Origin of the sequence: Pantoea sp. NGS-ED-1003, assembly GCF_000738765.1 — a bacterium.
GTDB lineage: Bacteria > Pseudomonadota > Gammaproteobacteria > Enterobacterales > Enterobacteriaceae > Pantoea > Pantoea septica.
This window is the reverse complement of record NZ_JPQA01000009.1, coordinates 91,407-115,279: the sequence shown is the minus strand read 5'-3', so window position 1 is coordinate 115,279 and position 23,873 is coordinate 91,407. Positions and strand designations below refer to the sequence as shown.

Annotated in this window: 24 protein-coding genes; 18 read left to right on the top strand and 6 right to left on the bottom strand. The window is 61.6% G+C overall.

Going from position 1 to position 23,873, the window contains the following annotated elements:
* Positions 1 to 58: 58 nt before the first annotated feature.
* Both purN and purM read right to left on the bottom strand, forming a co-directional pair.
* Positions 59 to 697 (bottom strand): phosphoribosylglycinamide formyltransferase, encoded by a 639-nt coding sequence (gene purN / locus JS46_RS17880; RefSeq protein ID WP_033753852.1) that lies wholly within the window; start codon positions 695 to 697, stop codon positions 59 to 61.
* On the bottom strand, positions 694 to 1,734 hold the full coding sequence (gene purM, locus JS46_RS17875; protein WP_033753849.1) for a phosphoribosylformylglycinamidine cyclo-ligase: 1,041 nt from the start codon (positions 1,732 to 1,734) through the stop codon (positions 694 to 696). The genes purN and purM overlap by 4 nt, the downstream gene beginning before the upstream one ends.
* A gap of 239 nt (positions 1,735 to 1,973) precedes the next feature.
* On the opposite strand from purM, the gene upp reads away from it, so the two are divergent.
* The 3 genes from upp (at position 1,974) to hda (ending at position 4,741) form a co-directional block, all read left to right on the top strand.
* Positions 1,974 to 2,600, top strand: a complete 627-nt coding sequence (gene upp, locus JS46_RS17870; protein ID WP_033753846.1) for a uracil phosphoribosyltransferase — start codon at positions 1,974 to 1,976, stop codon at positions 2,598 to 2,600.
* A 64-nt stretch (positions 2,601 to 2,664) separates the two neighbouring features.
* Entirely contained in the window at positions 2,665 to 3,948 is a 1,284-nt protein-coding gene (uraA, locus tag JS46_RS17865; protein WP_033753844.1) for a uracil permease, read from the top strand.
* A 91-nt stretch (positions 3,949 to 4,039) separates the two neighbouring features.
* Positions 4,040 to 4,741, top strand: a complete 702-nt coding sequence (hda, locus tag JS46_RS17860) for a DnaA inactivator Hda (RefSeq protein WP_222707497.1) — start codon at positions 4,040 to 4,042, stop codon at positions 4,739 to 4,741.
* Here hda and arsC read toward each other — a convergent pair.
* Positions 4,738 to 5,079, bottom strand: a complete 342-nt coding sequence (gene arsC / locus JS46_RS17855; protein ID WP_033753839.1) for an arsenate reductase (glutaredoxin) — start codon at positions 5,077 to 5,079, stop codon at positions 4,738 to 4,740. The two genes, hda and arsC, sit on opposite strands and share 4 nt — an antisense overlap.
* 6 nt (positions 5,080 to 5,085) lie before the next feature.
* Positions 5,086 to 6,549, bottom strand: coding sequence for a M48 family metallopeptidase (locus JS46_RS17850; RefSeq protein WP_033753836.1), 1,464 nt, complete (start codon positions 6,547 to 6,549; stop codon positions 5,086 to 5,088).
* A gap of 735 nt (positions 6,550 to 7,284) precedes the next feature.
* Between JS46_RS17850 and JS46_RS17845 the strand changes: the two genes are divergently transcribed.
* The 9 genes from JS46_RS17845 (at position 7,285) to JS46_RS17805 (ending at position 15,957) form a co-directional block, all read left to right on the top strand.
* Complete coding sequence (locus JS46_RS17845) at positions 7,285 to 7,890, top strand: DsrE family protein (protein ID WP_033753833.1); 606 nt, start codon at positions 7,285 to 7,287, stop codon at positions 7,888 to 7,890.
* Between the two features lie 34 nt (positions 7,891 to 7,924).
* Positions 7,925 to 8,533 carry a DsrE family protein gene (locus JS46_RS17840; RefSeq protein ID WP_033753830.1) on the top strand — a complete coding sequence of 203 codons (609 nt, stop codon included), beginning with the start codon at positions 7,925 to 7,927 and terminating at the stop codon, positions 8,531 to 8,533.
* Positions 8,534 to 8,661: 128 nt separating this feature from the next.
* A complete protein-coding gene (locus JS46_RS22955) occupies positions 8,662 to 9,699 on the top strand; it encodes a substrate-binding domain-containing protein (RefSeq protein WP_051905647.1) in 1,038 nt (345 codons plus the stop codon).
* Positions 9,678 to 10,700, top strand: coding sequence for an ABC transporter substrate-binding protein (locus tag JS46_RS17830; RefSeq protein WP_033753828.1), 1,023 nt, complete (start codon positions 9,678 to 9,680; stop codon positions 10,698 to 10,700). Before JS46_RS22955 ends, JS46_RS17830 begins: the two co-directional genes overlap by 22 nt.
* Entirely contained in the window at positions 10,700 to 11,569 is an 870-nt protein-coding gene (locus JS46_RS17825) for an ABC transporter permease (RefSeq protein WP_033753825.1), read from the top strand. Before JS46_RS17830 ends, JS46_RS17825 begins: the two co-directional genes overlap by 1 nt.
* Positions 11,569 to 12,384, top strand: a complete 816-nt coding sequence (locus tag JS46_RS17820; RefSeq protein WP_033754156.1) for an ABC transporter permease — start codon at positions 11,569 to 11,571, stop codon at positions 12,382 to 12,384. The genes JS46_RS17825 and JS46_RS17820 overlap by 1 nt, the downstream gene beginning before the upstream one ends.
* The gene (locus JS46_RS17815; protein WP_033753821.1) at positions 12,381 to 13,370 is read left to right on the top strand and encodes an ABC transporter ATP-binding protein; all 990 of its coding nucleotides are present in this window, start codon (positions 12,381 to 12,383) and stop codon (positions 13,368 to 13,370) included. The genes JS46_RS17820 and JS46_RS17815 overlap by 4 nt, the downstream gene beginning before the upstream one ends.
* Before the next feature lie 10 nt (positions 13,371 to 13,380).
* The gene (locus JS46_RS17810; protein ID WP_033753818.1) at positions 13,381 to 14,211 is read left to right on the top strand and encodes a phosphodiesterase; all 831 of its coding nucleotides are present in this window, start codon (positions 13,381 to 13,383) and stop codon (positions 14,209 to 14,211) included.
* Positions 14,212 to 14,376: 165 nt separating this feature from the next.
* Positions 14,377 to 15,957 (top strand): diguanylate cyclase, encoded by a 1,581-nt coding sequence (locus JS46_RS17805; protein ID WP_033753815.1) that lies wholly within the window; start codon positions 14,377 to 14,379, stop codon positions 15,955 to 15,957.
* Positions 15,958 to 16,000: 43 nt separating this feature from the next.
* On the opposite strand, the gene bcp is transcribed toward JS46_RS17805, so the two are convergent.
* Entirely contained in the window at positions 16,001 to 16,468 is a 468-nt protein-coding gene (bcp, locus tag JS46_RS17800; protein ID WP_033753813.1) for a thioredoxin-dependent thiol peroxidase, read from the bottom strand.
* Positions 16,469 to 16,609: 141 nt separating this feature from the next.
* Positions 16,610 to 17,188, bottom strand: a complete 579-nt coding sequence (locus tag JS46_RS17795) for a glycine cleavage system transcriptional repressor (RefSeq protein WP_033753810.1) — start codon at positions 17,186 to 17,188, stop codon at positions 16,610 to 16,612.
* A gap of 143 nt (positions 17,189 to 17,331) precedes the next feature.
* Here JS46_RS17795 and dapA point away from each other — a divergent pair, with 143 nt between their 5' ends.
* The 6 genes from dapA (at position 17,332) to ypfH (ending at position 23,829) form a co-directional block, all read left to right on the top strand.
* Positions 17,332 to 18,210: a 4-hydroxy-tetrahydrodipicolinate synthase gene (dapA, locus tag JS46_RS17790; protein ID WP_033753807.1), complete on the top strand. Its 879-nt coding sequence runs from the start codon at positions 17,332 to 17,334 to the stop codon at positions 18,208 to 18,210.
* A gap of 14 nt (positions 18,211 to 18,224) precedes the next feature.
* Positions 18,225 to 19,256 carry an outer membrane protein assembly factor BamC gene (gene bamC / locus JS46_RS17785; protein ID WP_033753805.1) on the top strand — a complete coding sequence of 344 codons (1,032 nt, stop codon included), beginning with the start codon at positions 18,225 to 18,227 and terminating at the stop codon, positions 19,254 to 19,256.
* A 146-nt stretch (positions 19,257 to 19,402) separates the two neighbouring features.
* The gene (purC, locus tag JS46_RS17780; RefSeq protein WP_033753802.1) at positions 19,403 to 20,116 is read left to right on the top strand and encodes a phosphoribosylaminoimidazolesuccinocarboxamide synthase; all 714 of its coding nucleotides are present in this window, start codon (positions 19,403 to 19,405) and stop codon (positions 20,114 to 20,116) included.
* A gap of 125 nt (positions 20,117 to 20,241) precedes the next feature.
* Entirely contained in the window at positions 20,242 to 21,102 is an 861-nt protein-coding gene (locus JS46_RS17775) for a neutral zinc metallopeptidase (protein WP_033753800.1), read from the top strand.
* Positions 21,102 to 23,072 carry a tRNA(Met) cytidine acetyltransferase TmcA gene (locus tag JS46_RS17770; protein ID WP_033753796.1) on the top strand — a complete coding sequence of 657 codons (1,971 nt, stop codon included), beginning with the start codon at positions 21,102 to 21,104 and terminating at the stop codon, positions 23,070 to 23,072. The genes JS46_RS17775 and JS46_RS17770 overlap by 1 nt, the downstream gene beginning before the upstream one ends.
* A gap of 73 nt (positions 23,073 to 23,145) precedes the next feature.
* Positions 23,146 to 23,829 (top strand): esterase, encoded by a 684-nt coding sequence (gene ypfH / locus JS46_RS17765; protein ID WP_033753793.1) that lies wholly within the window; start codon positions 23,146 to 23,148, stop codon positions 23,827 to 23,829.
* The last annotated feature ends 44 nt before the right edge of the window (positions 23,830 to 23,873 follow it).

Genomic DNA, 23,873 nt, shown 5'->3' with positions numbered 1-23,873 from the left:
CCTGGCGATCGGTCCATGCCCTCTACGTAAGCACGGATAAATCAAACAGCTTTATGCCTTAGTCGTACGCGTAGCCCTGCGGCGGCAGCGGCTGATTATCCAGCCAGGCCTTGCCTTCGCGCATCGCTAACCGACCCTCGACAAACCAGCTAATCACCAGCGGATAGATCGCATGCTCCTGATGCTGCACGCGCGCGGTAACCTCGTCTTCACTGTCGTCAGGGAAGACCGGCACGTGAGCCTGCAGTATCACCGGGCCGCCGTCCAGCTCGTCGGTCACGAAATGCACCGACGTGCCGTGTTCGGCGTCGCCGTTCGCCAGCGCCTGACGATGGGTGTGCAGGCCAGGGTACTTCGGCAGCAGAGAAGGGTGAATATTGAGCAGGCGATCCTGATAATGCGCGACAAAGGCGCTGCTCAGGATGCGCATATAACCCGCCAGCACCACCAGATCCGGCGCGTACGCGTCGATCTCCCGCATCAGCTGACGATCAAAGGCTTCGCGATCGGGGAAATCGCCCGCCGCCAGCGCATGGGCCGGCACGCCCGCGTCGCGCGCGCGCGTCAGGCCGTAAGCGGTCGATTTATTACTGAAAACGGCAGCGACGCTGCCGTTAATCCGCCCGCTTGCGCAGGCGTCGAGGATGGACTGAAGATTACTTCCGTTGCCGGAGATCAGTACAACCAGCTTTTTCATGCGTTGATAACCACGCGCTCTTCCGCATCTGACGCCTTGATCACGCCGATCTTCCAGGCTTTTTCGCCCGCGGCGCGCATCAGCTCTACCGCCTTGTCGGCTTCGGCGGCGCTCAGGGCGATCACCATGCCGACGCCGCAGTTAAAGGTGCGGTACATCTCGTGGCGGCTGACGTTGCCCGCCTGCTGCAGCCAGTCAAAGACAGCGGGCCATTCCCAGCTCTTCTCATCGATCACCGCCTGGGTATGATCCGGCAACACGCGCGGAATATTTTCCCAGAAGCCGCCGCCGGTCAGATGGGCAATCGCATGCACATCCACCTGCTCGATCAGGCTAAGAATATTTTTCACGTAGATGCGGGTCGGTTCCAGAAGGTGGTCCGCCAGCGGGCGGCCGTCCAGCTGTTTCGTCAGCGGATCGGTCTGGCTCACTTCAAGGATTTTGCGCACCAGCGAATAGCCGTTAGAGTGCGGGCCGCTGGAACCCAGCGCGATCAGCACATCGCCGTCCTGCACTTTTGAACCGTCGATAATTTCAGATTTCTCAACCACGCCGACGCAGAATCCCGCCACGTCGTAATCTTCGCCGTGGTACATGCCCGGCATTTCAGCGGTTTCGCCGCCTACCAGCGCGCAGCCGGACTGCAGACAGCCCTCGGCGATGCCGGTGATAACGGAAGAGGCGGTCTCGACGTCCAGCTTGCCGGTGGCGTAATAGTCGAGGAAAAACAGCGGTTCCGCGCCCTGAACCACCAGATCGTTCACACACATGGCGACCAGATCGATGCCGATAGCGTCATGGCGCTTCAGATCCATCGCCAGACGCAGCTTGGTGCCGACGCCGTCGGTTCCGGAGACCAGCACCGGCTCGCGATATTTCTGCGGCAGCGCGCAAAGGGCGCCGAAACCGCCCAGCCCACCCATTACTTCCGGGCGACGGGTCTTTTTCACCACGCCTTTAATACGATCAACCAGAGCATTACCAGCATCGATGTCAACGCCGGCGTCTTTGTAGCTGAGAGAGGTCTTGTCGGTCACTGCGGAATCCCCACGCGATTGCGGTTGGTGGTTAACAAAAAGCGCGGCAATTCTAACAGCGCAGGCAAACGTTTGCGAGTCCCATTGCCTGGTCAAATTGCGCGCCGGACGATTTTCATCAATCCTTGAATGACGGATCAAAACTTAGCCTCTTTGCGCAACGACATATGGCGCGCCTGCGAAAAGGCGGTATAATCCCGCGATTTTTTTTTAGCTCAACTCATTCCGGGAGAACACCAATGAAGATCGTGGAAGTCAAACACCCGCTGGTCAAACATAAACTGGGCTTGATGCGTGAGCACGATATCAGTACCAAGCGCTTCCGCGAGCTGGCGTCGGAAGTCGGCAGCCTGCTGACCTACGAAGCCACCGCCGACCTGGAAACCGAGCGCGTCACCATCGAAGGCTGGAACGGCCCGGTGGAAATCGATCAAATCAAAGGTAAAAAAATCACCGTCGTGCCGATTCTGCGCGCCGGTCTGGGGATGATGGAAGGGGTGCTGGAGCATGTGCCAAGCGCGCGCATCAGCGTGGTCGGGGTCTACCGCGACGAAGAGACGCTGGAGCCGGTGCCCTATTTCCAGAAGCTGGTCTCCAACATCGAAGAGCGCCTGGCGCTGGTGGTCGACCCGATGCTGGCCACGGGCGGCTCGATGATCGCCACCATCGATCTGCTGAAAAAAGCGGGCTGCAGCAGCATCAAGGTGCTGGTTCTGGTCGCCGCGCCGGAAGGCATCGCCGCGCTGGAGAAGGCGCATCCGGACGTTGAGCTCTACACCGCGTCGGTGGATCGCGGCCTGAATGAAAAGGGGTATATCATTCCAGGGCTGGGCGATGCCGGCGACAAGATTTTCGGAACGAAGTAACTGAATCAGCCGACCAGAGAGTCGGCTTTTTTTTGGCAAAAATAAACGTTGAAGGGGATAAATGATGACTCGTCGCGCCATTGGCGTCAGCGAACGACCGCCGCTACTGCAAACCATACCGCTCAGCCTGCAACATCTGTTCGCCATGTTCGGCGCAACGGTGCTGGTGCCGATCCTGTTTCATATCAACCCGGCGACGGTGCTGCTGTTCAACGGCGTCGGCACGCTGCTTTATCTCTTTATTTGCAAAGGTAAAATTCCCGCCTATCTCGGCTCCAGCTTCGCCTTTATCTCGCCGGTGCTGCTGCTCTTGCCGCTGGGCTATGAGCTGGCGCTGGGCGGCTTTATCCTGTGCGGCGTGCTGTTCTGCATCGTGGCGCTGATTGTGAAAAAGGCCGGCACCGGCTGGATCGACGTAATGTTTCCGCCGGCGGCGATGGGCGCGATCGTGGCGGTTATCGGTCTGGAGCTGGCGGGCGTGGCGGCCAATATGGCGGGACTGCTGCCGGCAGAAGGCGAGAGTCCCGACAGCACCACCGTGACTATCTCGCTGGTGACGCTGGGCGTGACGGTGTTCGGCTCGGTGCTGTTCCGCGGCTTCCTCGCCATTATCCCTATTCTGGTGGGCGTGGTGGCAGGCTACGCGCTCTCGTTTGTTATGGGCATCGTCGACTGGACGCCGGTCTACAACGCGCCCTGGTTCGCGCTGCCGACTTTCTATACGCCGCGCTTCGAGTGGGCGGCGATGCTGACCATTCTGCCCGCCGCGCTGGTGGTGATCGCCGAGCATGTCGGGCATCTGGTGGTGACCGCCAATATCGTGAAAAAAGATCTGATCCGCGATCCCGGCCTGCATCGCTCGATGTTCGCTAACGGCTTTTCCACCGTGATTTCCGGCTTTTTCGGCTCGACGCCGAACACCACCTACGGCGAAAACATCGGCGTAATGGCGATTACCCGCGTCTACAGCACCTGGGTGATCGGCGGCGCGGCGATCATCGCGATCCTGCTGTCGTGCGTCGGCAAGCTGGCGGCGGCGATTCAGGCGATCCCGGTGCCGGTCATGGGCGGCGTGTCGCTGCTGCTCTATGGCGTCATCGGCGCGTCAGGTATCCGCGTGCTGATTGAATCCAAAGTGGATTACAGCAAGGCGCAAAATCTGATCCTCACCTCGGTAATCCTCATCATCGGCGTCAGCGGAGCGAAAGTGCACATCGGCGCCGCGGAGCTGAAAGGCATGGCGCTGGCGACGCTGGTCGGCGTGCTGCTGGCGCTGATCTTCCGCGTTATCTCGCTGTTGCGCCCGGAAGAAGTGGTGCTGGACGCCGAAGAGAAGGGCGGTCACTAAACCCCGCGCGGGCAGGGACGCCCGTTATCCTCACCCGGTGAAAACTGTGGTAGACTTGCCCCGTTTTTTGCCTGTTCCTTTTGAGGTGCTTCTGAACACGCCGGCACAACTGTCACTGCCACTTTACTTACCGGACGACGAGACGTTCGCCAGCTTTTGGCCGGGGGAAAATCCGTCGCTTATTGCCGCGCTGAAAGGCGCCCTCAGTCAGCAACACGGCAGCTATCTCTATTTCTGGTCGCGCGAAGGCGGCGGCCGCAGCCATCTGCTGCATGCGGCGTGCGCGGAGATGTCGGCGCGCGGCGAAGCGGTCGGCTATGTGCCGCTGGATAAACGCACCTGGTTTGTGCCGGACGTGCTGGACGGCATGGAGCATCTGGCGCTGGTCTGCATCGATAATATCGAGTGCATCGCCGGCGAAGAGGCGTGGGAAATGGCGATATTCGATCTCTATAACCGCATTCTGGAAACCGGCAAAACCCGGCTCTTTATCACTGGCGATCGGCCGCCGCGTCAGCTCAACCTCAACCTGCCCGATCTGGCGTCGCGTCTCGACTGGGGGCAGATTTATCGTCTGCAGCCGTTGAGCGACGAAGATAAGCTGCAGGCGCTGCAGCTGCGCGCCGGTATGCGAGGCTTTGAGTTGCCGGAAGATGTCGGCCGTTTCATGCTGAAACGCCTCGATCGCGAAATGCGCACGCTGTTCGAAACGCTGGATCGCCTCGATCACGCTTCGATTAGCGCGCAGCGCAAGCTCACCATTCCTTTCGTAAAAGAGACGCTCGGGCTTTAAAGGATCTCCAGCACCGCTTCCGGCGGCCGGCCGATGCGCGCCCGATCGCCGTTGATCACCACCGGACGCTCCAGCAACGCCGGATACACGGTCAGCGCCTCAAGCAGCTGCGCTTCGTCGGCATCTTCCAGCCGCAGCGTTTTATAAAGCTCCTCTTTGGTGCGCATCAGCTGCCGGACGCTGCTCATGCCGAGTTTTTGCAGCAGAATTTGCAGCGTTTCGCGATCCGGCGGGGTTTCCAGATAGCGCACGATCTCCGGCTGAACGCCGTTAGCCTCCAGCAGCGCCAGGGTTTCGCGGCTCTTGCTGCAGCGCGGATTGTGATAAATGGTGACCATGCTGGGTTATCCTTTTTGATACTGCTTGAAGCGAGTTTGCAGCTGACGAAGCTGGTCGATACGCGCGTCGTAGCGCGCCTGCTTCAGGCTGCCGACCGGCACCTGCGCGCTGGCGCTGCTCAGCGTGGTAATCGCCTGATCCAGCTGGCCATTAAGCGCCAGCGTTTCGGCACGCGCCGACATCTCTTCATCATTCAGTCCCTGCTGCGCCGACGCCTGCGCCAGCAGCTCCCAGCCGTTGACATCGTCCGGATGCGACCAGGTATAGCGATTCAAGATGCGGCTGGCGTTAGCGGGCTGTTTCGCCTCGACGTAAGCATTCGCCAGGTTTAGCTGCACTACTGGGCTGTTTTTAGCCGCGCCCGCGGCATTCAGACGGGCGATCGCCTGCTGCGGCTGGTTCAGGCCGATATCGATATCGGTCATGATGTCGAGATACCAGACGTTATCGGGCTGCTTCGCCAGCAGCGGCTCGATGATCTTTCTCGCGTTGGCGAAACTTTTCGCCTGTAAAAACTGCACCGCTTTGCCGTACTGCGCCGCCTGCTGCTCGCGGCTGTTGCCGTGGCTATAGCTGTCCAGCAGTTCGTCGGTCAGCTGGTTGCGGCCGGTGGCGTACATGCCAAGCGCGCGCACTTTCGCCATGTAGTAATCCTGTGATGACTGCACCACCACCGGACGCATCTGGTTGGCGCGGTTGCGCGCATCCGCCAGGCGGCTATCGGGCAGGGGGTGCGTCAGCAGGATCTCCGGCGGCTTCGACGAGAAGCGGCTCTGATCGGCCAGCTTCTGTAAAAAATTGGGCATCGCCTCGGGATCGAATCCGGCGCGCTGCAGCACCTGAATGCCGATGCGATCCGCCTCCTGCTCGTTGCCCTGGGTGAAGCTGATAATACCCTGCTGGGTGCCCGCCAGCGTGCCGGTCAGCGCCGCCATGCCCGCCTGTGGACTGGCCATCGCCAGCAGAATCGACCCCAGCGCTCCGACCCAGGTCAGCGGCGCGTTACGCTTCTGATCTTCCATCGCGCGCGCCAGATGGCGCTGGGTAACGTGCGAGATCTCATGCGCCATCACCGACGCCAGCTGGCTCTCATTTTCGGTAAAGCGGAACAGCGAGGCGTGCAGCACTACGTTGCCGCCAAAGAAGGCGAAGGCGTTAAGCTCGTCGTTCTGGATCAGGAAAAAGTGGAAGGGCGTCTTCACCGAATCGGCATGGGCGACCAGACGCTGGCCGAGTTGGTTGATGTACTCATTAAGCAGCGGGTCGTTGATCAGCGGCGCGCTGGCGCGCAGCTGACGCACGTAAAAGTCGCCCATCTGCATCTCCTGACCGATAGAGAGCGTCGAGCCTGCGGTCGTGCCCATATCGGGCAGCGAGTCGCTGACGTCGGCCCAGGCGGACGCGTGCGGCATCAACATCAGGGTGGGAATCAGCGCGGCGAGTAGCGTTTTCTTTAACCGGTTCAACATGCCTGGATCCTGTAGAGAAACTCTGAGGCCTGGAAAGTACATTGTGCTTTTTCAGGGTAAAAGACGCGTCGCGCCTATCTTAACCAGAGCCTTAAGAGAAAGAAACGGTCTGCTCTGCTATTAGCACGCGCCGCAGCGGCGCTTTTGCAGTAAAAAATTGAACGTTAAGCGCAGGCGCGCTTTCGTTGAAAAACAAAACGCGCATTTATTTCATCAACAGGAAACGGCGCTATAGCAGCGCTGCAACAGGCGTCGCTTTTTTAAGCGAACCGCACGGGATAGCGCACAGTGATATAAAGCTGAGATAGCCAACACGCTTTTTAATTAAAGATATGTAAATTTACTCAAAAAAATTGAAGGTGGCATGTTTTTTTCCAGGCTTACTCTGAAAAAAACGCCCTAAAATGCCTTAGCGAGCGAAAGCGAAAATCAATAATTTTTATTGTGACGTCAGCAAAGCCACTTTGGGAAATATCAATAGCTGGTACGTTATTCAGGGCATTAAATTTTATTTAACGGCGTTCTCTTCTTTAATATCGATCCACTTCCATCCTGACCAACACACACTTCGCCATCGAAAGCGTTCATCAATTAGCTTTATTAATAGTTCCCTTTGAAATTAACGCGCCGCTGGCGGTCAGCGCCGCGCCCTTTTGCCGCGCCGGGGCTGTGGTATAGATAGCTCACCCAATTCGGGATGTGAACCAGCGCTACGCTGTTGTCCGGAGATAATTTATGCGTTCAGCTGTATCTTACGCGCTCATCGCCATTATAGGCGGTGCTGTTGGCGCGGGCGTTACCCAGAGCGGCGCGCTCTATCAAAAAGTCGTTAACCATTTTGCCGCCAAGCCCAGCGATCCCGACGGCTTCTGGAGCACGCCCGCCGTCGACGGCTACGGCAAGATTCATTACGAGCCGGACGCCGCCTTTAAACCGGTCGCGGGCCTGAGCAATAAGATCGTTTTCCAGATTACCCGCAGCGACGGCGCGATGACCGACGTCAATCTCGGCCTTGAGCGCGTGGCGCGCGTGGTCAATCTCTATGTCGCCTCCGGTGTGCCGGCGGAAGAGCTGAAATTCGTGGTCTCGGTAACGGGCGACGCGACGCCTGCGATGCTGGATAACGCCCACTTCAAACAGTTCTACGGCGTAGACAATCCCAACCTCAAGCTTATCAACCAGCTTGATAAGCTGGGCGTAAAGGTCTCCGTCTGCGATCAGTCGGTGGCTTTCCACCATTACCCCAACGACTGGATCGATAAATCGGTCGTCCATGCGCTCTCCAGCCCGACCACGGTCTCAACCCTGGAAAATCAGGGTTACGCATGGCTACAGATGTAATCACACTTCAAAAATAACAAGCAGGAGAATAACGATGCGTCCAGCGGCCTATATTGTGGTGGCGGCGATAGCCGGTTTTATTGGCGGCAATGTGTTACAGCTGCCGGAATTATATGACAAGGTGAGCGGCAAATTTGCCGGTAACACCACACAGCCAGCGGATTTCTGGAGTACGCCTGCGATTGAAGGCTTCGGCAAAATTCACTATGTCGACACGCCCGCTTTTAAACCAGGCACCGTGCCGGGCCTGAGCAATAAAATCGTTTTCCAGATTAACCGTAATGAAGGCGATATTCGTCAGCCGAATCTCGGGCTGGAGCGCGTCGCCCGCGTGACCAACCTCTATTACGCCGCAGGCGTGCCGCTGGATCAGCTGAAGTTCGTGGTGTCGATCAACAGCGATGCGGTACCGGCGGCGCTGAATAACGATCAGTTCCATAAAGCCTACGGCGTGGATAACCCCAACCTGAAGCTAATCGACGAGCTGAAAAAGGCGGGCGTGCAGGTCTCGATCTGCGACCAGTCGGTGGCCTTCCACAATCTGCAGCGCGACTGGATCGATCAGCGCGTGACCCACACCATCTCCAGCGGCACCACGGTGGCGACGCTGCAAAACGAAGGCTACGCCTTCCTGATGCTGTAAACCCTCTCCCGACAGCGGCCGCGCGCCGCTGTCATCTGTTTGTCATTCCGCTGCGATTGTTCTGTCATACAACCCCTTTACTTTGAGCGCCAGTGAGATCGTTCTCATTAGCGCATAAGGGGAGAAAAATGACGGATTTAGTCAGCGTAGCGAAACTGGCGGGCGTCTCGCGCGCCACGGCGGCGCGCGCCTTCTCCGATCCCCATCTGCTGAAAGAGAGCACGCTACAGCGCGTGCTGGCGGCGTCAGACCAGCTCGGCTTCCGTCCTAACCATATTGCGCGCCAGCTGCGCACTCAGAGCTCCACCACCCTCGGCGTGCTGCTGCCTTCGCTGCTTAATCCGGTGTTCGCCCAGCAGCTACAGGCGATGGAGCGTCAGGCGCGGCTGGCTGGCTTCGGGCTGCTGGTCGCCACCAGCGACTATCAGGCGGAACGCGAGGCGGCGATTGTCGAGCATATGCTGCGTCAGCGCGTCGCCGGGCTGGTGCTGACAGTAGCCGACGCGGACCGTAGCGCCGTGCTGCCGACGCTGGCCGCCGCGCAGATGCCCTTCGTGCTGGCGCACAACGTGCCGCAGAGCGCCAGCTGGCCGAGCGTGTGCGTCGATAACCGGCGCGCGATGGCCGAAGCGGCCGGACATCTGCTGGCGCTGGGCCACTGCCATATCGGCATGGTGACCGGGCCGGTCTGGCAGTCCGATCGCGCCCAGCAGCGCTTCCTCGGCTACTGCGACGCCATGCAGCAGGCCGGACTGAAACCCTTTCCGCTGATTGAAATGCCGAGCCATACGCGCTCCGACTTTCAGCAGCTGCGGCCGCGCCTGCAGGGCGCGAATCCGCTGACCGCAGTGATCTGCAGCAACGACCTGCTGGCCATCAGCCTGATGGGCGCTGCCGCGCGCGCGGGCGTTCAGGTGCCGACGCAGCTTTCCGTTATGGGCTTCGACGGTATTGAGACCGGCGAACATCTGACGCCGTCGCTGGCCTCGGTGGTACAGCCCAGCGATCTGCTCGGCGCCTGCGCCATCGATATGCTTTTACAACACGCCAGCGGCGGATCTCGCATGCTGGCGCACCACCTGCGGTTGGGCGAAAGCATCGCGCCCGCGCCGCGCTCTACCTTTGTCAACACCAGGGAATCCACATGTCAACGCACAACAGAATAAAGAGATTAACCGCTGCGGCGCTGCTGGCTGCATGCGGCATGGCGAGCCAGGCCGCCCACGCGGCGGAAAGCGCCATCTGCTACAACTGCCCGCCGGAGTGGGCGGACTGGGGAACGCAGCTGAAAGCCATCGCGCGCGACACCGGCATCCAGGTGCCGCAGGACAATAAAAACTCCGGCCAGGCGCTGGCGCAGATGGTCGCCGAGCAGGGCAATCCGGTCGCCGACGTGGTCTATTACGGCGTCAGCTTCGGCATCCAGGCGGCGGGCGCCGGCGTTATCGCCGACTACAAACCGGCGCACTGGGATGAGGTGCCAACAGGCATGAAGGATCCTGACGGCAAGTGGGTAGCGCTGCACTCGGGCACCATGGGCTTTATGGTCAATGTCGATGCGCTGGGCGGCGCGCCGCTGCCGACATCCTGGGATGACCTGCTGAAGCCGGAATATAAAGGCATGGTGGGCTATCTCGATCCCTCCAGCGCCTTCGTCGGCTACGTCGCCGCCGTGGCGGTTAACCAGGCAAAAGGCGGCACACTGCAGAATTTCGCGCCGGCGTTGAGCTGGTTCAAAAAACTGCAGGCCAACCAGCCGATCGTGCCGAAGCAGACCGCCTACGCGCGCCTGATTTCCGGCGAGATCCCCATTCTGCTCGACTACGACTTCAACGCCTACCGCGCGAAGTATAAAGACCATGCCAACGTCGCCTTCGTGATCCCGCAAGAGGGCACGGTTACGGTGCCGTACGTCATTAGTCTGGTGAAGAACGCGCCGCACGCCGCCAACGGCAAAAAAGTGATCGACTACGTGCTGTCGGATAAAGGTCAGGCTATCTGGGCCAACGCTTATCTGCGTCCGGTGCGTCCGTCGGCGATGTCCGCCGAGGCGAAGGCGAAGTTCCTGCCTGACAGCGACTATGCTCGCGCCACGACGGTGGATTACCAGCAGATGGCCGATGCGCAGAAAGCCTTTTCCGCCCGCTACCTGAGCGAGATCCGTTAATGTCGCTGCTGGAAACCCGCGGCCGCGCGCCGACGGCCCTGCGCCGTCGGGCGCATCATGGCGCGCGCTGGCCCTGGATGCTGCTGCCTGCGCTGCTGTTTCTCGCGGCCTTCTGGCTGCTGCCTTTCGCGCGTCTGCTGCAGATCGGGCTCTCGCCGGATCGCACCACGCAGCAGAGCGGCTACTGGACGGTAGTGAGCCAGCCGCAGTATCTGCAAAGCCTGCTCAACACCCTGCTGCTGTCGCTGGCGGTGACGCTGATAACGCTGCTGATCGCCGCCGTGGTCGGCTGTTTCCTGGCGCGCCAGCGCTTCGCCGGACGCGGCACGCTGCTGGCGCTGCTGACCTTTCCGCTCGCCTTTCCCGGCGTGGTTGTAGGGTTTCTGGTGGTGATGCTGGCGGGGCGACAGGGAGTACTGGCGCAGCTGAGCATGAGCCTGTTCCACGAGCGCTGGACGCTCGCCTATTCGCTCAGCGGTCTCTTTATCGGCTACCTCTACTTTTCGCTGCCGCGCGCCATCGTCACGCTGGTGGCGGCCAGCGAAAAGCTGGATCGTTCGCTGGAAGAGGCGGCGCGCTCGCTGGGCGCCAGCCAGTGGCGCATCACCTGGGACGTTATCGTGCCGGGACTGAAGCCGGCGCTGCTCTCCAGCGGCGCGCTCTGCTTCGCCACCAGCATGGGCGCATTCGGTACCGCCTTTACGCTCGGCACTAGCCTTAGCGTGCTGCCGTTGACCATTTACGGCGAGTTCACCAACTACGCCAATTTCGCCACCGCGGCGGCGCTGTCGGTAGTGATGGGCGCGGTCGCCTGGCTGGGCCTGATGCTGGCGCGCGCGCTGACGCACACTGGAGGAGAGCAACCATGATGAAACGTCGCGCGCTGTTCTGTCTGCAGGTCGGCGTTACCGCGCTGACGGCGCTGTTTATGATCGTGCCGGTAGTGCTGTCGATGCTGGCGGGCGTCACGGAGAATTACTTTATCGGTCTGCGCAGCGGCCTGACGCTGAAGTGGGTTGATCAGGTGTGGGCGCTCTACGCCGACACTTTCTGGCTGTCGCTGCTGATTGCGCTCTGCTGCCTGGCAATCACCGTCGCGATCGGGCTGCCCGCCGCCTGGGGCCTGCTGAAGGCGCCGCCGCGCTGGGCCGCTCGCATCGAAGAGTGCCTGATGCTGCCGGTGGCGCTGCCGGGCCTCGCCACCGCGCTCGGCATTATTCTGCTTTACGGCCGGTTTAACGGCCTGCGCGACAGCTGGCTGTTTATCCTGATCGGCCATGTGCTCTTTACGCTGCCCTTTATGATCCGTCCGGTGCTGGCGGTGATGCAGGCGATTCAGCTGCCGCGCCTCGAAGAGGCGGCCGCCAGCCTCGGCGCCGGTTTCTGGCGCCGCTTTTTCACCGTGGTGGTGCCGAACTGCCGCAACGGCATTCTGGCGGGGGCGTTTATGGTGATAACGCTGTCGGTAGGCGAGTTCAACATTACCTGGATGCTGCATACGCCGCTGACCAAAACCCTGCCGGTCGGGCTGGCGGACAGCTACGCCTCGATGCGGCTGGAAGTGGGATCGGCCTATACGCTGATCTTTATCGTCATGATTTTACCGCTGTTGCTGATGCTCAACGCCTGCAATCACTGGCTCGAGCGCCAGGCGACGCGCAACGCCCTTAAGGAGCTGGCATGAATAACGATGCCGTTACCGTCACGCTGCGCCGCTGCGCGCGCCGCTTTCATCAACACACCGCGCTGCACCCGCTCGATCTCACCGTTCACGCCGGCGAAACCCTGGTGCTGCTCGGACCGTCCGGCTGCGGCAAAACCACCACGCTGCGCATTATCAGCGGTTTGGAAAGCAGCGACGAGGGCGGCGAGGTCTGGTTTGGCGATCGCGACGTCACCGCGCTACCGATCGAGAAGCGCAATGTCGGCATGGTGTTCCAGAACTACGCGCTGTTTCCCAATATGAACGTGGCGCAGAACGTCGAATATGGCCTGAAGGTGCAGGGCGTGGCGCGCGGCGAACGTGAAGCGCGCGTCAAAGAGATGCTGGCGCTGGTGGATCTCAGCGTGCTGGCGAACCGCGCCATCGACAAGCTTTCCGGCGGACAGAAGCAGCGCGTGGCGCTGGCGCGCGCGCTGGCCGCACGGCCGAAAGTGCTGCTGTTCGACGAACCGCTGGCCGCGCTCGACGCCAAACTGCGCGAGCGGCTGCGCATCGAAATCGGCGCGCTGCTGAAAAAGCTCGCCATTACCGCCGTCTACGTGACGCACGATCAGCAGGAGGCGATGGCGCTCGGCGATCGTATCGCGGTGATGGAACAGGGGCGCATCGCCCAGATCGACACGCCGCAGGCGATTTATCAGCGTCCGGCGACGCGCTTCGTCGCCGATTTCGTCGGCGCCATCAACTGCGTCGAGACCGACGCCCGCGGCGAACCGCGTCAGTTCTGCCGACCGGAAGATATTCTGCTGGCGGACGACAGCCGCTATGCGCGTCACGGCTATATCGTCGGCAACACCTTTTTAGGCGCCGTGCAGCGTTTGCAGATCGATATCGGTCTCGCCGCGCCGATTCAGGTCGAGCGCCATGCGCGTGAGGCCTGGCACGCCGGGCAGCGCGTCACCTGGACGCTGGCGCCGCGCGCCGCGCTCGATTTTACCGGTTATTAAGGAGAGCTCTGTGTCCGACAATCCGACGCTGATTGCGCAGATCAGCGACTTGCATATCAAGGCGAACGGTCGCCTGTCCTATAAAAAAGTCGATACCCAGGCCGCGCTGCTGCGCGCCATCGACACGCTGAACGCGCTGCTGCCGCAGCCGGATATGGTGGTGATCACCGGCGATCTGGTCGATTTCGGCACGATCGAGGAGTATGAGACGCTGCGGCTGGCGCTGCGTCGTCTGCAGCTACCGTTTCGCCTGATGCCGGGCAACCATGACGATCGCCAGGCGCTGCGCGCGGTGTTTGTCGATCACGCCTATCTTCAGCACGGCGCCACCCTGAACTGGCAGCTCAAGGTCGGGCCGCTGCAGCTGCTTGCGCTCGACTCCAGCGTGCCGCAGCAGCCCTGGGGCTATGTCGATGAGCAACAGCTGACGTGGCTGGAGCAAAATCTGGCGCGTGACCCCGCCGCGCCGACGCTGGTGATGCTGCACCATCCGCCCTTTATCTGCGGCATCGACCATATGGATCGCCAGCGGCTGCGCAACCCCGACGCGCTGGCGATGGTGATCGCCCGGCATCCGCAGGTTGAGCGCGTGCTGTGCGGCCATCTGCATCGCAGCCTGCAAACGCGCTTCGCCGGCACGCTGGCGGTGTGCGCGCCGGGCCTCTCTCACCAGGTGGCCTTTGACCTGCAGCCCGACGGCCCGGCCCATTTCGTGCTGGAGCCGCCAGGTTTTTTGCTGCACCGCTGGCAGCCGGGGCAGGGCATGGTGACGCACCAGTGCGCCATCGGCGACTACTCCGGTCCCTGGCCCTTCTACGATCGGCACGGACTGATCGATTAGCGCCAGGCGTAAATAAACGGTTTCTGAGAATGTCGCGGTGGGAAAGGTGCTCAGGAGGGCGACAGCGTGTACACTTGGCGGTTGCCTCACCAGGGCAGATCACCTCCAACAATAACGACATTCTCAGGCTTTCAGCATGTACTTATCTTTTGCGGCGGGCGCGCTATGTTAATGCGCCTGCGTCCCCGAACCGATCTGCGTACGCTTATCGCGTTGCTCGCTATCGTCAGCATTGTGGTTACGCTGACCAACACGCTCTATGCCACCTGGCGCGTGCAGCGTATGGCGCTGATCGACAGCACGCTGGAGGCGAATCGCGCCTACGCCACCAAGCTCGCCTCCACCACCGAAATCTTTTTCCAGCTGGCGCAGTCGCAGCTGCACTACAGCGCCAGGCTGCTCGGCGAAAACTTTGACGATCCCGCGCTGCTGCGTCAGGAGGTCGATCGCCTGCGCGAGCAGACCACCAGCTTTAACTCGGTGGCGGTGGTCGACGCCAGCGGCGTGGTAAAGGCTATCTCGCCGGAATCTCTGATGTTGCAGGGCATGCACCTGACCAGCGATGCGTCGCGCGAAGCGCTCAGCGCGCGGCAGCCCGCCATCAGCAAGCCGACCATTTCGGCGGCCAACAACCTGATTATCTTCGTCTCCTGGCCGATCTGGAGCCGCGACGGGCACTATCTCGGCTACGTAGGCGGCACCATCTACCTGAAAAAGAAAAGCATCTTAAACACGCTGCTTGGCGAGCAGTACTACCGTGATGGCACCAGCGTCTACGTGCTCGACAGCGCCAGTCAGGTGCTCTATCACCAGAACGGGCAGCTGATTGGCAAAACGCTGCCTGCGCTGCTGAGCGGCCGCGACGAAAACAGTAACGGCTCGCTGCAGCTGCAGTCGGCGGGCGAACCGCCGCGCCTTGCCGGATACGCCATGGTGCCGACCACCGGCTGGACGGTGGTGGCGCTGAAGCCGACCGCGGTAACGCTGGAGCCGCTCACCGGTCTGCTGATGCAGGTGCTGAAGCACTCGGTGCCTTTCGCGCTGCTGACGCTGCTGGTGGCGGTGGTGCTGGCGCGGCTGATCGCGCTGCCGCTTTGGCAGCTGGCGCGTAAGGCGCGCCAGATGGATGCGCCCGGCGTCTCGCTGGAGCTCGGCATGATTCACGCCTGGTACTTCGAGGCGGCGCAGGTGAAGCGCGCGCTGCTGACCGGCATCGGGCTGGTGCAGGACAAGATCGGCCGCCTGAAGTCAGAGGTGCAGACCGATCCGCTGACGCAGCTCCTCAACCGGCGCGGCCTCAGCGCGGTGCTCGACTTCTATCAGACGATGCGTCAGCCCTTCGCCGTGCTGGCGCTCGATATCGATCACTTTAAGCGGGTTAACGATAGCTGGGGACATGACGTCGGCGATCGCGTGATCAAGCAGGTAGCGGAGACGTTAAGCGCCAGCGCGCGTCAGAGCGATGTGGTGTGCCACAGCGGCGGAGAGGAGTTTCTGATGCTGCTGCCAGTGACCGATATTGATGAGGCGAGCCGTCTCGCCGAGCGCATACGCGCCAGCATCGCCGCCGCATCGATAGCCGACGTCGGCGCCATTACCCTTTCCGTCGGCGTCGCGGCCTGGCAGGATGAGGCGATGCCGCTGGAGCAGAGTTTGAAACAGGCTGACGCCGCGCTCTATCAGGCCAAGCATGACGGGCGCAACTGCGTACGGGTAGCGGAGGCGTCGAAAAGCCTGACCCCGTAAAGAGAAGAGGCGGAATGCGGCGCAGGGCCGCATCCGCGCCGCGTTACGCCGACTTCAGATAGTCCATCACGATGTCGTGATGGTTAGAGGTTTTGAAGTCGTCGAACACTTTTTCAATCGTGCCATCGACGCCCACCAGGAAGCTGATACGGTGGATGCCGTCATAGGTTTTGCCCATAAAGGTCTTTTCGCCCCAGACGCCGAAGGCGGAGCAGACCTGATGATCTTCGTCAGAGAGCAGCGTAAAGTTCAGCAGCTCTTTTTCGGCGAAGCGCGACAGCTTTTCAGGCTTGTCGGTGCTGATGCCGAGCACTTCCACGCCCGCTTTCTTCAGCTCATCCATATTGTCGCGCAGGCCGCAGGCCTGCACGGTGCATCCCGGCGTCATCGCTTTCGGGTAGAAATAGACCAGAACGCGCTGTCCCTGGAAGTCGGTTAAATTTACCTGTTCGCCATCCTGGTCGGGCAAGCTAAATTTCGGTGCGGTATCACCGGCTTTCAGTGGATTCATCACTACTCTCCATTTTTCTTTATGCTGTGGGCGACCTGACATCTGACGAACCGCGTCAGACGGAAAGCCGCCATCAGGGGATATTGCGCCACATAGCCAGACAACAGTGATGTGGAGGAATAGCCCCGGCTTGTTTACAGCTTAGCGTGAACCCTGCAGCGTCGCCGCATCGTCGTCGGCCAGGCTGTAGAAGCGCAGCGTGCCGTCGGCGTTGAGTTCGCGGCACAGGGCGTAAAACGCCTGCTCAAACTGAGAGTCGCCGACGCCCGCCGGGCTGTGCGCGGTAATTTGAATATAGAGCGTCGGCGTCTGATCCGCCTGACCCGGCTTGATGCGCGATCCCAGTTCAGCGATGTTCATCGCATGTTTGTCGAACAGATCGGTAAAGCGCTCGATCAGGTGGGGCGAATCCGGCACTTCGACCTGCACCCACACCGTCGCCGGCATCGGCGGGCGCATTCTGGCGCTGGTACGCTTCATGACGATCAACAGCTCCAGCTCCGCGCCTTTTAGCGGCAGCGTCGATTCAATCAGCGCAATGGCGTTCCAGCTGCCGGAGAGCAGCATAATAAAGGTGAACTCATCCCCGAGCATGGCGAGACGGCTGTCTTCAATATTGCATCCGCAGCTGCTGACGTGACGGGTAATAGTATTGACGATACCCGGACGGTCAACACCCAGTGCGGTGATCACCAAATGGTGGGGCTGAGACTGCGGCAAAGTGGGATTTCCTGTTCATTCGCTAATAACTATAAGGTAAACATAAAAAAAACTGCTGACAAGCGCAGGAGGGGCGTGGCCTGCTTGCTTTTCAACAGAAGTAAAACGTACCATGAAGCACTTGTTTGTCGAGGGGATCGCCAATGTTCACGGGAAGTATTGTTGCACTCGTTACGCCAATGGATGACAAAGGTAATGTCTGCCGTGCGAGTCTGAAAAAACTAATTGATTATCACGTCGCCAGCGGCACCGCGGCGATCGTCTCCGTCGGCACCACCGGCGAATCCGCGACCCTGAGCCATGAAGAGCATGGCGACGTAGTGATGCTGACGCTCGATCTGGCGGACGGCCGTATTCCGGTGATCGCCGGCACCGGCGCCAACGCCACCGCAGAAGGCATCTCTCTCACCAAACGCTTCGAAAACAGCGGCGTAGTCGGCTGCCTGACCGTGACGCCCTATTATAACCGTCCGACGCAGGAAGGGCTGTTCCAGCACTTTAAAGCGATCGCGGAAAGCACGGCGCTGCCGCAAATGTTATACAACGTCCCCTCACGCACCGGCTGCGACATGCTGCCGGAAACCGTCGCGCGCCTTGCTGAAATCAAAAATATTATCGGAATCAAAGAGGCGACCGGGAACTTATCGCGCGTTAGCCAGATCCAAGCACTGGTCGATGAGGCCTTTATAATCGTCAGTGGCGACGACGCCAGCGCGCTGGACCTGATGCAGCTGGGCGGCAAGGGCGTTATCTCGGTCACGGCCAACATCGCGGCGCGTGAAATGGCTGAGCTGTGCGCGCTGGCGCAACAGGGCAACTTCGTCGAGGCGCGTCGTCTGAATCAGCGTCTGATGCATCTGCACCAGACGCTTTTCTGCGAACCCAATCCGATCCCAGTGAAATGGGCGGCGAAACAGTTAGGATTAATCGCCAGTGACACGCTGCGTCTGCCGATGACGCCGCTGAGTTCAGCGGCCATACCAAAAGTTGAGCAGGCGCTGATTAAAGCGGGTTTGCGATAAGTTAGGGAGTTTCAATGAATCATTCTGTAAAGCGCTCAACGGTTGCGACCGTCGTGGCGCTGTCTACTGCGATGCTGTTAACGGCGTGCTCTAGCGATCAGCGTTATAAACGTCAGGTAAGCGGTGACGAGTCCTATTTACAGGCCAGCGAGCTGCACGACCTGCAGGCGCCCGCCGGTATGATCCTGCCGGTAGCACACGGCGATTACGACGTGCCGCACACCGCCGCCAGCGGCAACGTCGGCAAGCAGCTCGACATTCGTCCGCCGGCTCAGCCGCTGGCGCTGGTCAACGGCGCGCGCGCGCAGTTTACCGGCAACACCGGCGTGCTGATGCTGGAAAACAGCCGCGGCGCGGTCTGGTCGCAGGTAACCAAAGTCGTTGAATCGAGCAACTTCCCCATTGCGCAGCGCAACGATGCGCGTCAGCAGCTCACCACCGACTGGGTGCAGTGGAACCGCGCCGACGAAGACAATCAGTATCGCGGCCGCTACGAGATCAGCGTGCAGTCGCAGAGCTATCAGCAGGTGCTGACGGTACGCCTGCTGGAGCTGCAGCAGGAAGGCAAAGCGGTCACCGCGCCGGTGCAGATCCAGCGCTACACCGCGCAGATGCTCAACGCCATCAGCGCCGGCCTGGATAAAATCGACGTCGCCAGCGAAAACGCGGCGGCGGGCCGCGTCAGCGGCAGCATCGACGTGCAAAGCGGCGCGGACGATACCGGCCTGCCGATGCTGGTGCTGCGCACGCCGTTCAGCGTCGCCTGGCAGCGTCTGCCGCAGGCGATGCAGCGCGTCGGCATGGAAGTGACCGACAGCAACCGCTCGCAGGGCAGCATGAACGTGACCTACAAGTCGCCGGGCAGCGGCGCGTGGGATGAGGTCGGCGCGAAAGATCCGGAACTGCCGAACGGCGACTATAAAGTGCAGGTCGGCGATCTCGATAACCGCAGCAGCCTGCAGTTTATCGATCCGAAAGGGCATGTGCTCACCCAGTCGCAGAACGATGCGCTGGTGGCCGTGTTCCAGGCGGCCCTCAACAAATAAATCGCCTCAGGGCCGGAGATTCTCCGGCCTTTTTTTTTCGTCTCTGGCATAATAGCGCGCGGCGAAGTAAACGATTGCGTCGCGGCAATCCCCCAGCGGCCCGCCGTCGCAGAACACCCGAAATTTTCAAGTCTGGAGTTAACAAGATGCAAAAGCGAGCTGAGTTGTATCGCGGTAAAGCGAAAACCGTATACAGCACCGACAATCCGGATCTGCTGGTACTCGAGTTCCGCAACGATACGTCAGCAGGCGACGGAGCCCGAATCGAGCAGTTCGATCGCAAAGGAATGGTAAACAACAAGTTCAACCATTTCATCATGACCAAACTGCAGGAAGCGGGCATTCCGACCCAGATGGAAGCGCTGCTCTCCGACAACGAAGCGCTGGTGAAAAAGCTGGAGATGGTGCCGGTAGAGTGCGTGGTGCGCAACCGCGCGGCCGGCTCGCTGGTAAAACGTCTCGGCGTGGAAGAGGGCATGATCCTCAATCCGCCGCTGTTCGATCTGTTCCTCAAAGACGACGCGAAGCACGACCCGATGGTTAATGAATCCTACTGCGAAACCTTCGGCTGGGTAAGCAAAGCGAACCTGGCGCGTATGCAGGAGCTGACCTTTAAAGCCAACGAAGTGCTGAGCAAACTGTTTGACGACGCGGGCCTGATCCTGGTCGATTTCAAACTGGAGTTCGGCCTGTTTAAAGGGGAAGTGGTGCTGGGCGACGAATTTTCGCCGGACGGCGCGCGCCTGTGGGACAAGCAGACGATGGATAAAATGGACAAAGATCGTTTTCGCCAGAGCCTGGGCGGCCTGATCGAGGCCTATGAAGAAGTGGCGCAGCGTCTGGGCGTTAAGCTCGACTAAAATAATCGCCTGCCAGACAGAGAAAGGAGAGCCGCGGCTCTCCTTTTTTCATTTGGCCGCAAGGCTGGTAGTTGTCTCCGCGCGCAACTAAAATCACGGGAAACTATCTCAATCAGGAGCAGATTATGCGCTGGCAAGGACGTCGCGAGAGCGACAATGTAGAAGACCGTCGAGATCAAAGCCCAGCTTACGGTGGCGGCGGACGTCAGATTCGTATTCCACGCGGAAAGGGCGGCATTATTCTGTTAGTCGTGGTCGCGGTTGCCGGCTATTACGGTTACGACCTGACGGGGTTGCTGACCGGCGGCGATGTCGCTCCCACCAGCCAGCAGCAGCGCGTCAGCACCAATGACGACGAAGCGGCGAAATTTACCCGCGTTATCCTGGCCTCCACGGAAGATACCTGGAGCAAACTGTTCCAGCAGATGGGCAAAGAGTATACCGCGCCGACGCTGGTGATGTACCGCGGCGCGACCCAGACCCGCTGCGGCACCGGCCAGACGGCGATGGGCCCCTTCTACTGCCCGGCGGATCGACGCGTCTATATCGACCTCTCCTTCTATGATGAGATGAAAAACAAGCTCGGCGCGGGCGGCGAGTTCGCGCAGGGCTACGTGGTGGCGCATGAAGTGGGGCACCACGTGCAGAATCTGCTCGGCATCGAACCGAAAGTGCGCGAAATGCAGCAGGGCGCCAGCCAGACGCAAATCAACCATCTGTCGGTGAAAATGGAGCTGCAGGCGGACTGCTTCGCCGGCGTCTGGGGCCACTACGTCAGCAAAGATAACTGGCTGGAAACCGGCGACCTGCAGCAGGCGCTGGATGCGGCGCAGGCGATCGGCGATGACCGTCTGCAGCAGCGCAGCCAGGGACGCGTGGTGCCCGACAGCTTTACCCACGGCACCTCGGAGCAGCGCTACACCTGGTTTAAACGCGGATTCGACAGCGGCGATCCGGGACAGTGCAACACCTTCGCTGCTAACTGATGTCGCCTGAGCAGCTCAGTCGCCAGATGCAGCAGGCAGGCGTCCGGCGGCTTTGCGCCATCAGCGGCGACGAAGAGTGGACTCTGGCGCGCGCCGCGGAGTGGCGCGCCGACTTGCCAGGCGACTGGCTGGTAGTGGGCGACGCGCCGATCGAGGGGCTGCCTCACTGCGCGCCGTCGGCGCTGCGCACGCTGCTGGGTCGCGAATTCACCCACGCTATTTTCGACGCGCGCCGCGGCTTCCACGCCGAGGCGTTCGCCGCGCTGGCGGGCACGCTGCGCGCCGGAAGCTGGCTGCTGCTGCTGACGCCGCCGTGGCCGCGCTGGGCGCAACAGCCTGACGAGGACAGTCTGCGCTGGGCCGATGTCGCCGAACCGCTCCCGACGCCGCACTTTGTGCGCCATCTGCAGGCGAGTTTGCTAGCCGATCCCGCCGTGGCGCTGCTGCGTCAGGACGCGCCGCCGCGTATCTCGCCGCTGCCGCCGCTGCCGCGCTGGCAGTGTCGCGCGCCGGAGCAGCAGCGGGCGATTGTCCATCAGCTGCTGACGATGACGTCAGGCGTCGCGGTGCTTACCGCGCCGCGCGGACGCGGCAAGTCGGCGCTGGCGGGCATGCTGGCGCGGCAGATCCCGCGCGCGCTGATCGCTGCGCCCGCGAAGGCCGCCACCGACGTGCTGACGCGCTTCGCGCAGAACCACTTTCACTTTATGGCGCCCGACGCCATTCTCGCCCAGCGGAATCTGCCCGCTGTCGACTGGCTAATCGTCGACGAGGCCGCGGCGATCCCGGCGCCGATACTGACGCAGCTGGTGGCGCGCTTCCCGCGCGTGCTGCTGACCACCACGGTGCAGGGCTACGAAGGCACCGGCCGCGGCTTTATCCTGAAGTTTTGCGCCGGGCTGGAACAGGTGCGCTACTTCACGCTGGATGAGCCGCTGCGCTGGTCGCGGCACGATCCGCTGGAGGCCTGGCTTAATCAGACGCTGCTGTTTGAGGACGCCGCGCCCGCGCCGCACGCCGCGGCCGGCGCGCCGCGTCGTATGCCTGACGACGCCTGGCGGCGCGATCCCGCGCAGCCGGCGGCCGCTTATCGCCTGCTGGCCAGCGCCCACTACCGCACCTCGCCGCTCGATCTGCGACGCCTGATGGATGCGCCTGGCATGACCCTGTGGCTGAGCGGCGAAGCGCCCGCGCTGCAGGGCGCGCTCTGGCTGGTCGAGGAGGGCGGCTTAACGCCCGAGCTGGCGCAGGCGGTCTGGGCGGGCAAACGACGTCCGCGCGGCAATCTGGTCGCGCAGTCGCTGGCGGCGCACGCCGGATTCGTCGAGGCGGCGACGCTGCGCTCCAGGCGCATCAGCCGTATCGCGGTGGCGGCGGAACAGCGCAGACAGGGCATCGGTCAGGCGTTAGTCGCTGCCGCCCAGCGTCAGCAGGATGTGGATTTTCTCTCGGTCAGCTTCGGCTACACCGAGGCGCTGTGGGCCTTCTGGCGCGCCTGCGGCTTTAGCCTGGCGCGTATCGGCACCCAGCGCGAAGCGAGCAGCGGCTGCTATGCGGCGATGGCGATTCTGCCGCTGACGCCTGCAGGCAGGGCGTTACAGCAGCGCGCCGCGACGCGGCTGGCGCGCGACTGGCCGCAGCTGCGCCTGCAGGTTGCCGAGTCGATCGCGCTGCCGGAGGCACCGCTGACGTTTACTGATGAGGATGCCTGGCTGGTGGCGGGGTTCGCCTGGGCGCAGCGGCCGCTGGAGGCGAGCCTGCCGGTTTTATCTCGGCTCGCGGCCTGCGCCGCTGTGCCGCCGCTGCTGCAGGCCGCGCTGCAGCCCGAGGCGGCGCCCGGCACGCTGGCGCGGCAGGCCGGATTGACCGGGCGCAAGGCGCTGATCGCCCGGCTGCGCCTTGAGACCGGCGCCGTCCTGATGGCACTGGATGCGGCGCGGGCCGAACAGCTGCGTCGGCAAGTAGAATAAATCCACAAACTTGTTCAAATTTTCCCAATAGCGCTCTGCGCAGGGCAGCGTATAGTGATTAAAGGAGGTCACTATGACACTGCAATACGTTATTGTTCAGCAGCCGAGCGCGGAAGCGCAACAGCTGTTCTTGCTCTATCACGGCGTCGGCGACAATCCCCACTCTATGGCGCAGCTGGGCGGCTGGTTCGCGCGCGAATTCCCGCAGGCGCAGGTGGTGGCGGTAGGGGCGCCGTCGCCGGGCCACTACTGGTTCAGCGAAACCGCGCAGCACGATCAGAGCGAGCAGCAGCGGGTTAACGCCGTGCTGCCGCAGTTCGTCGACTCGGTGCGGCACTGGCAAGAGCAAAGCGGCGTGCGCGCCGACGCGACCGCCCTGGTGGGCTTTTCGCAGGGCAGCACCATGGTGCTGGAGGGCGTGAAGGCGCAGCCGGATCTGGCGGGCCGGGTCGTGGCGTTCAGCGGCCGCTATGCGACGCTGCCGGAGCACGCCTCGACGCGCACCACCATCCATCTGATCCACGGCGAGTATGACGAACAGATACCGATGCAGCACGCCGAACAGGCGGCGCAGCGGCTGACCGCGCTGGGCGGCGACGTGACGCTCGATATCGTTGAAGATCTGCCGCACGCGGTCGATGACCGCAGCATGGCGCTGGCGCTGAAGCATCTGCACTATACCGTGCCGAAGCGCTACTTCGATGAGGCGCTAAGCGGTGCGAAACCCGGCGATGACGACGTCATTATGATGATGTGAAAACGCCCTCGCGCAGGCGAGGGCGTTGCAGGACGGTGACGCGG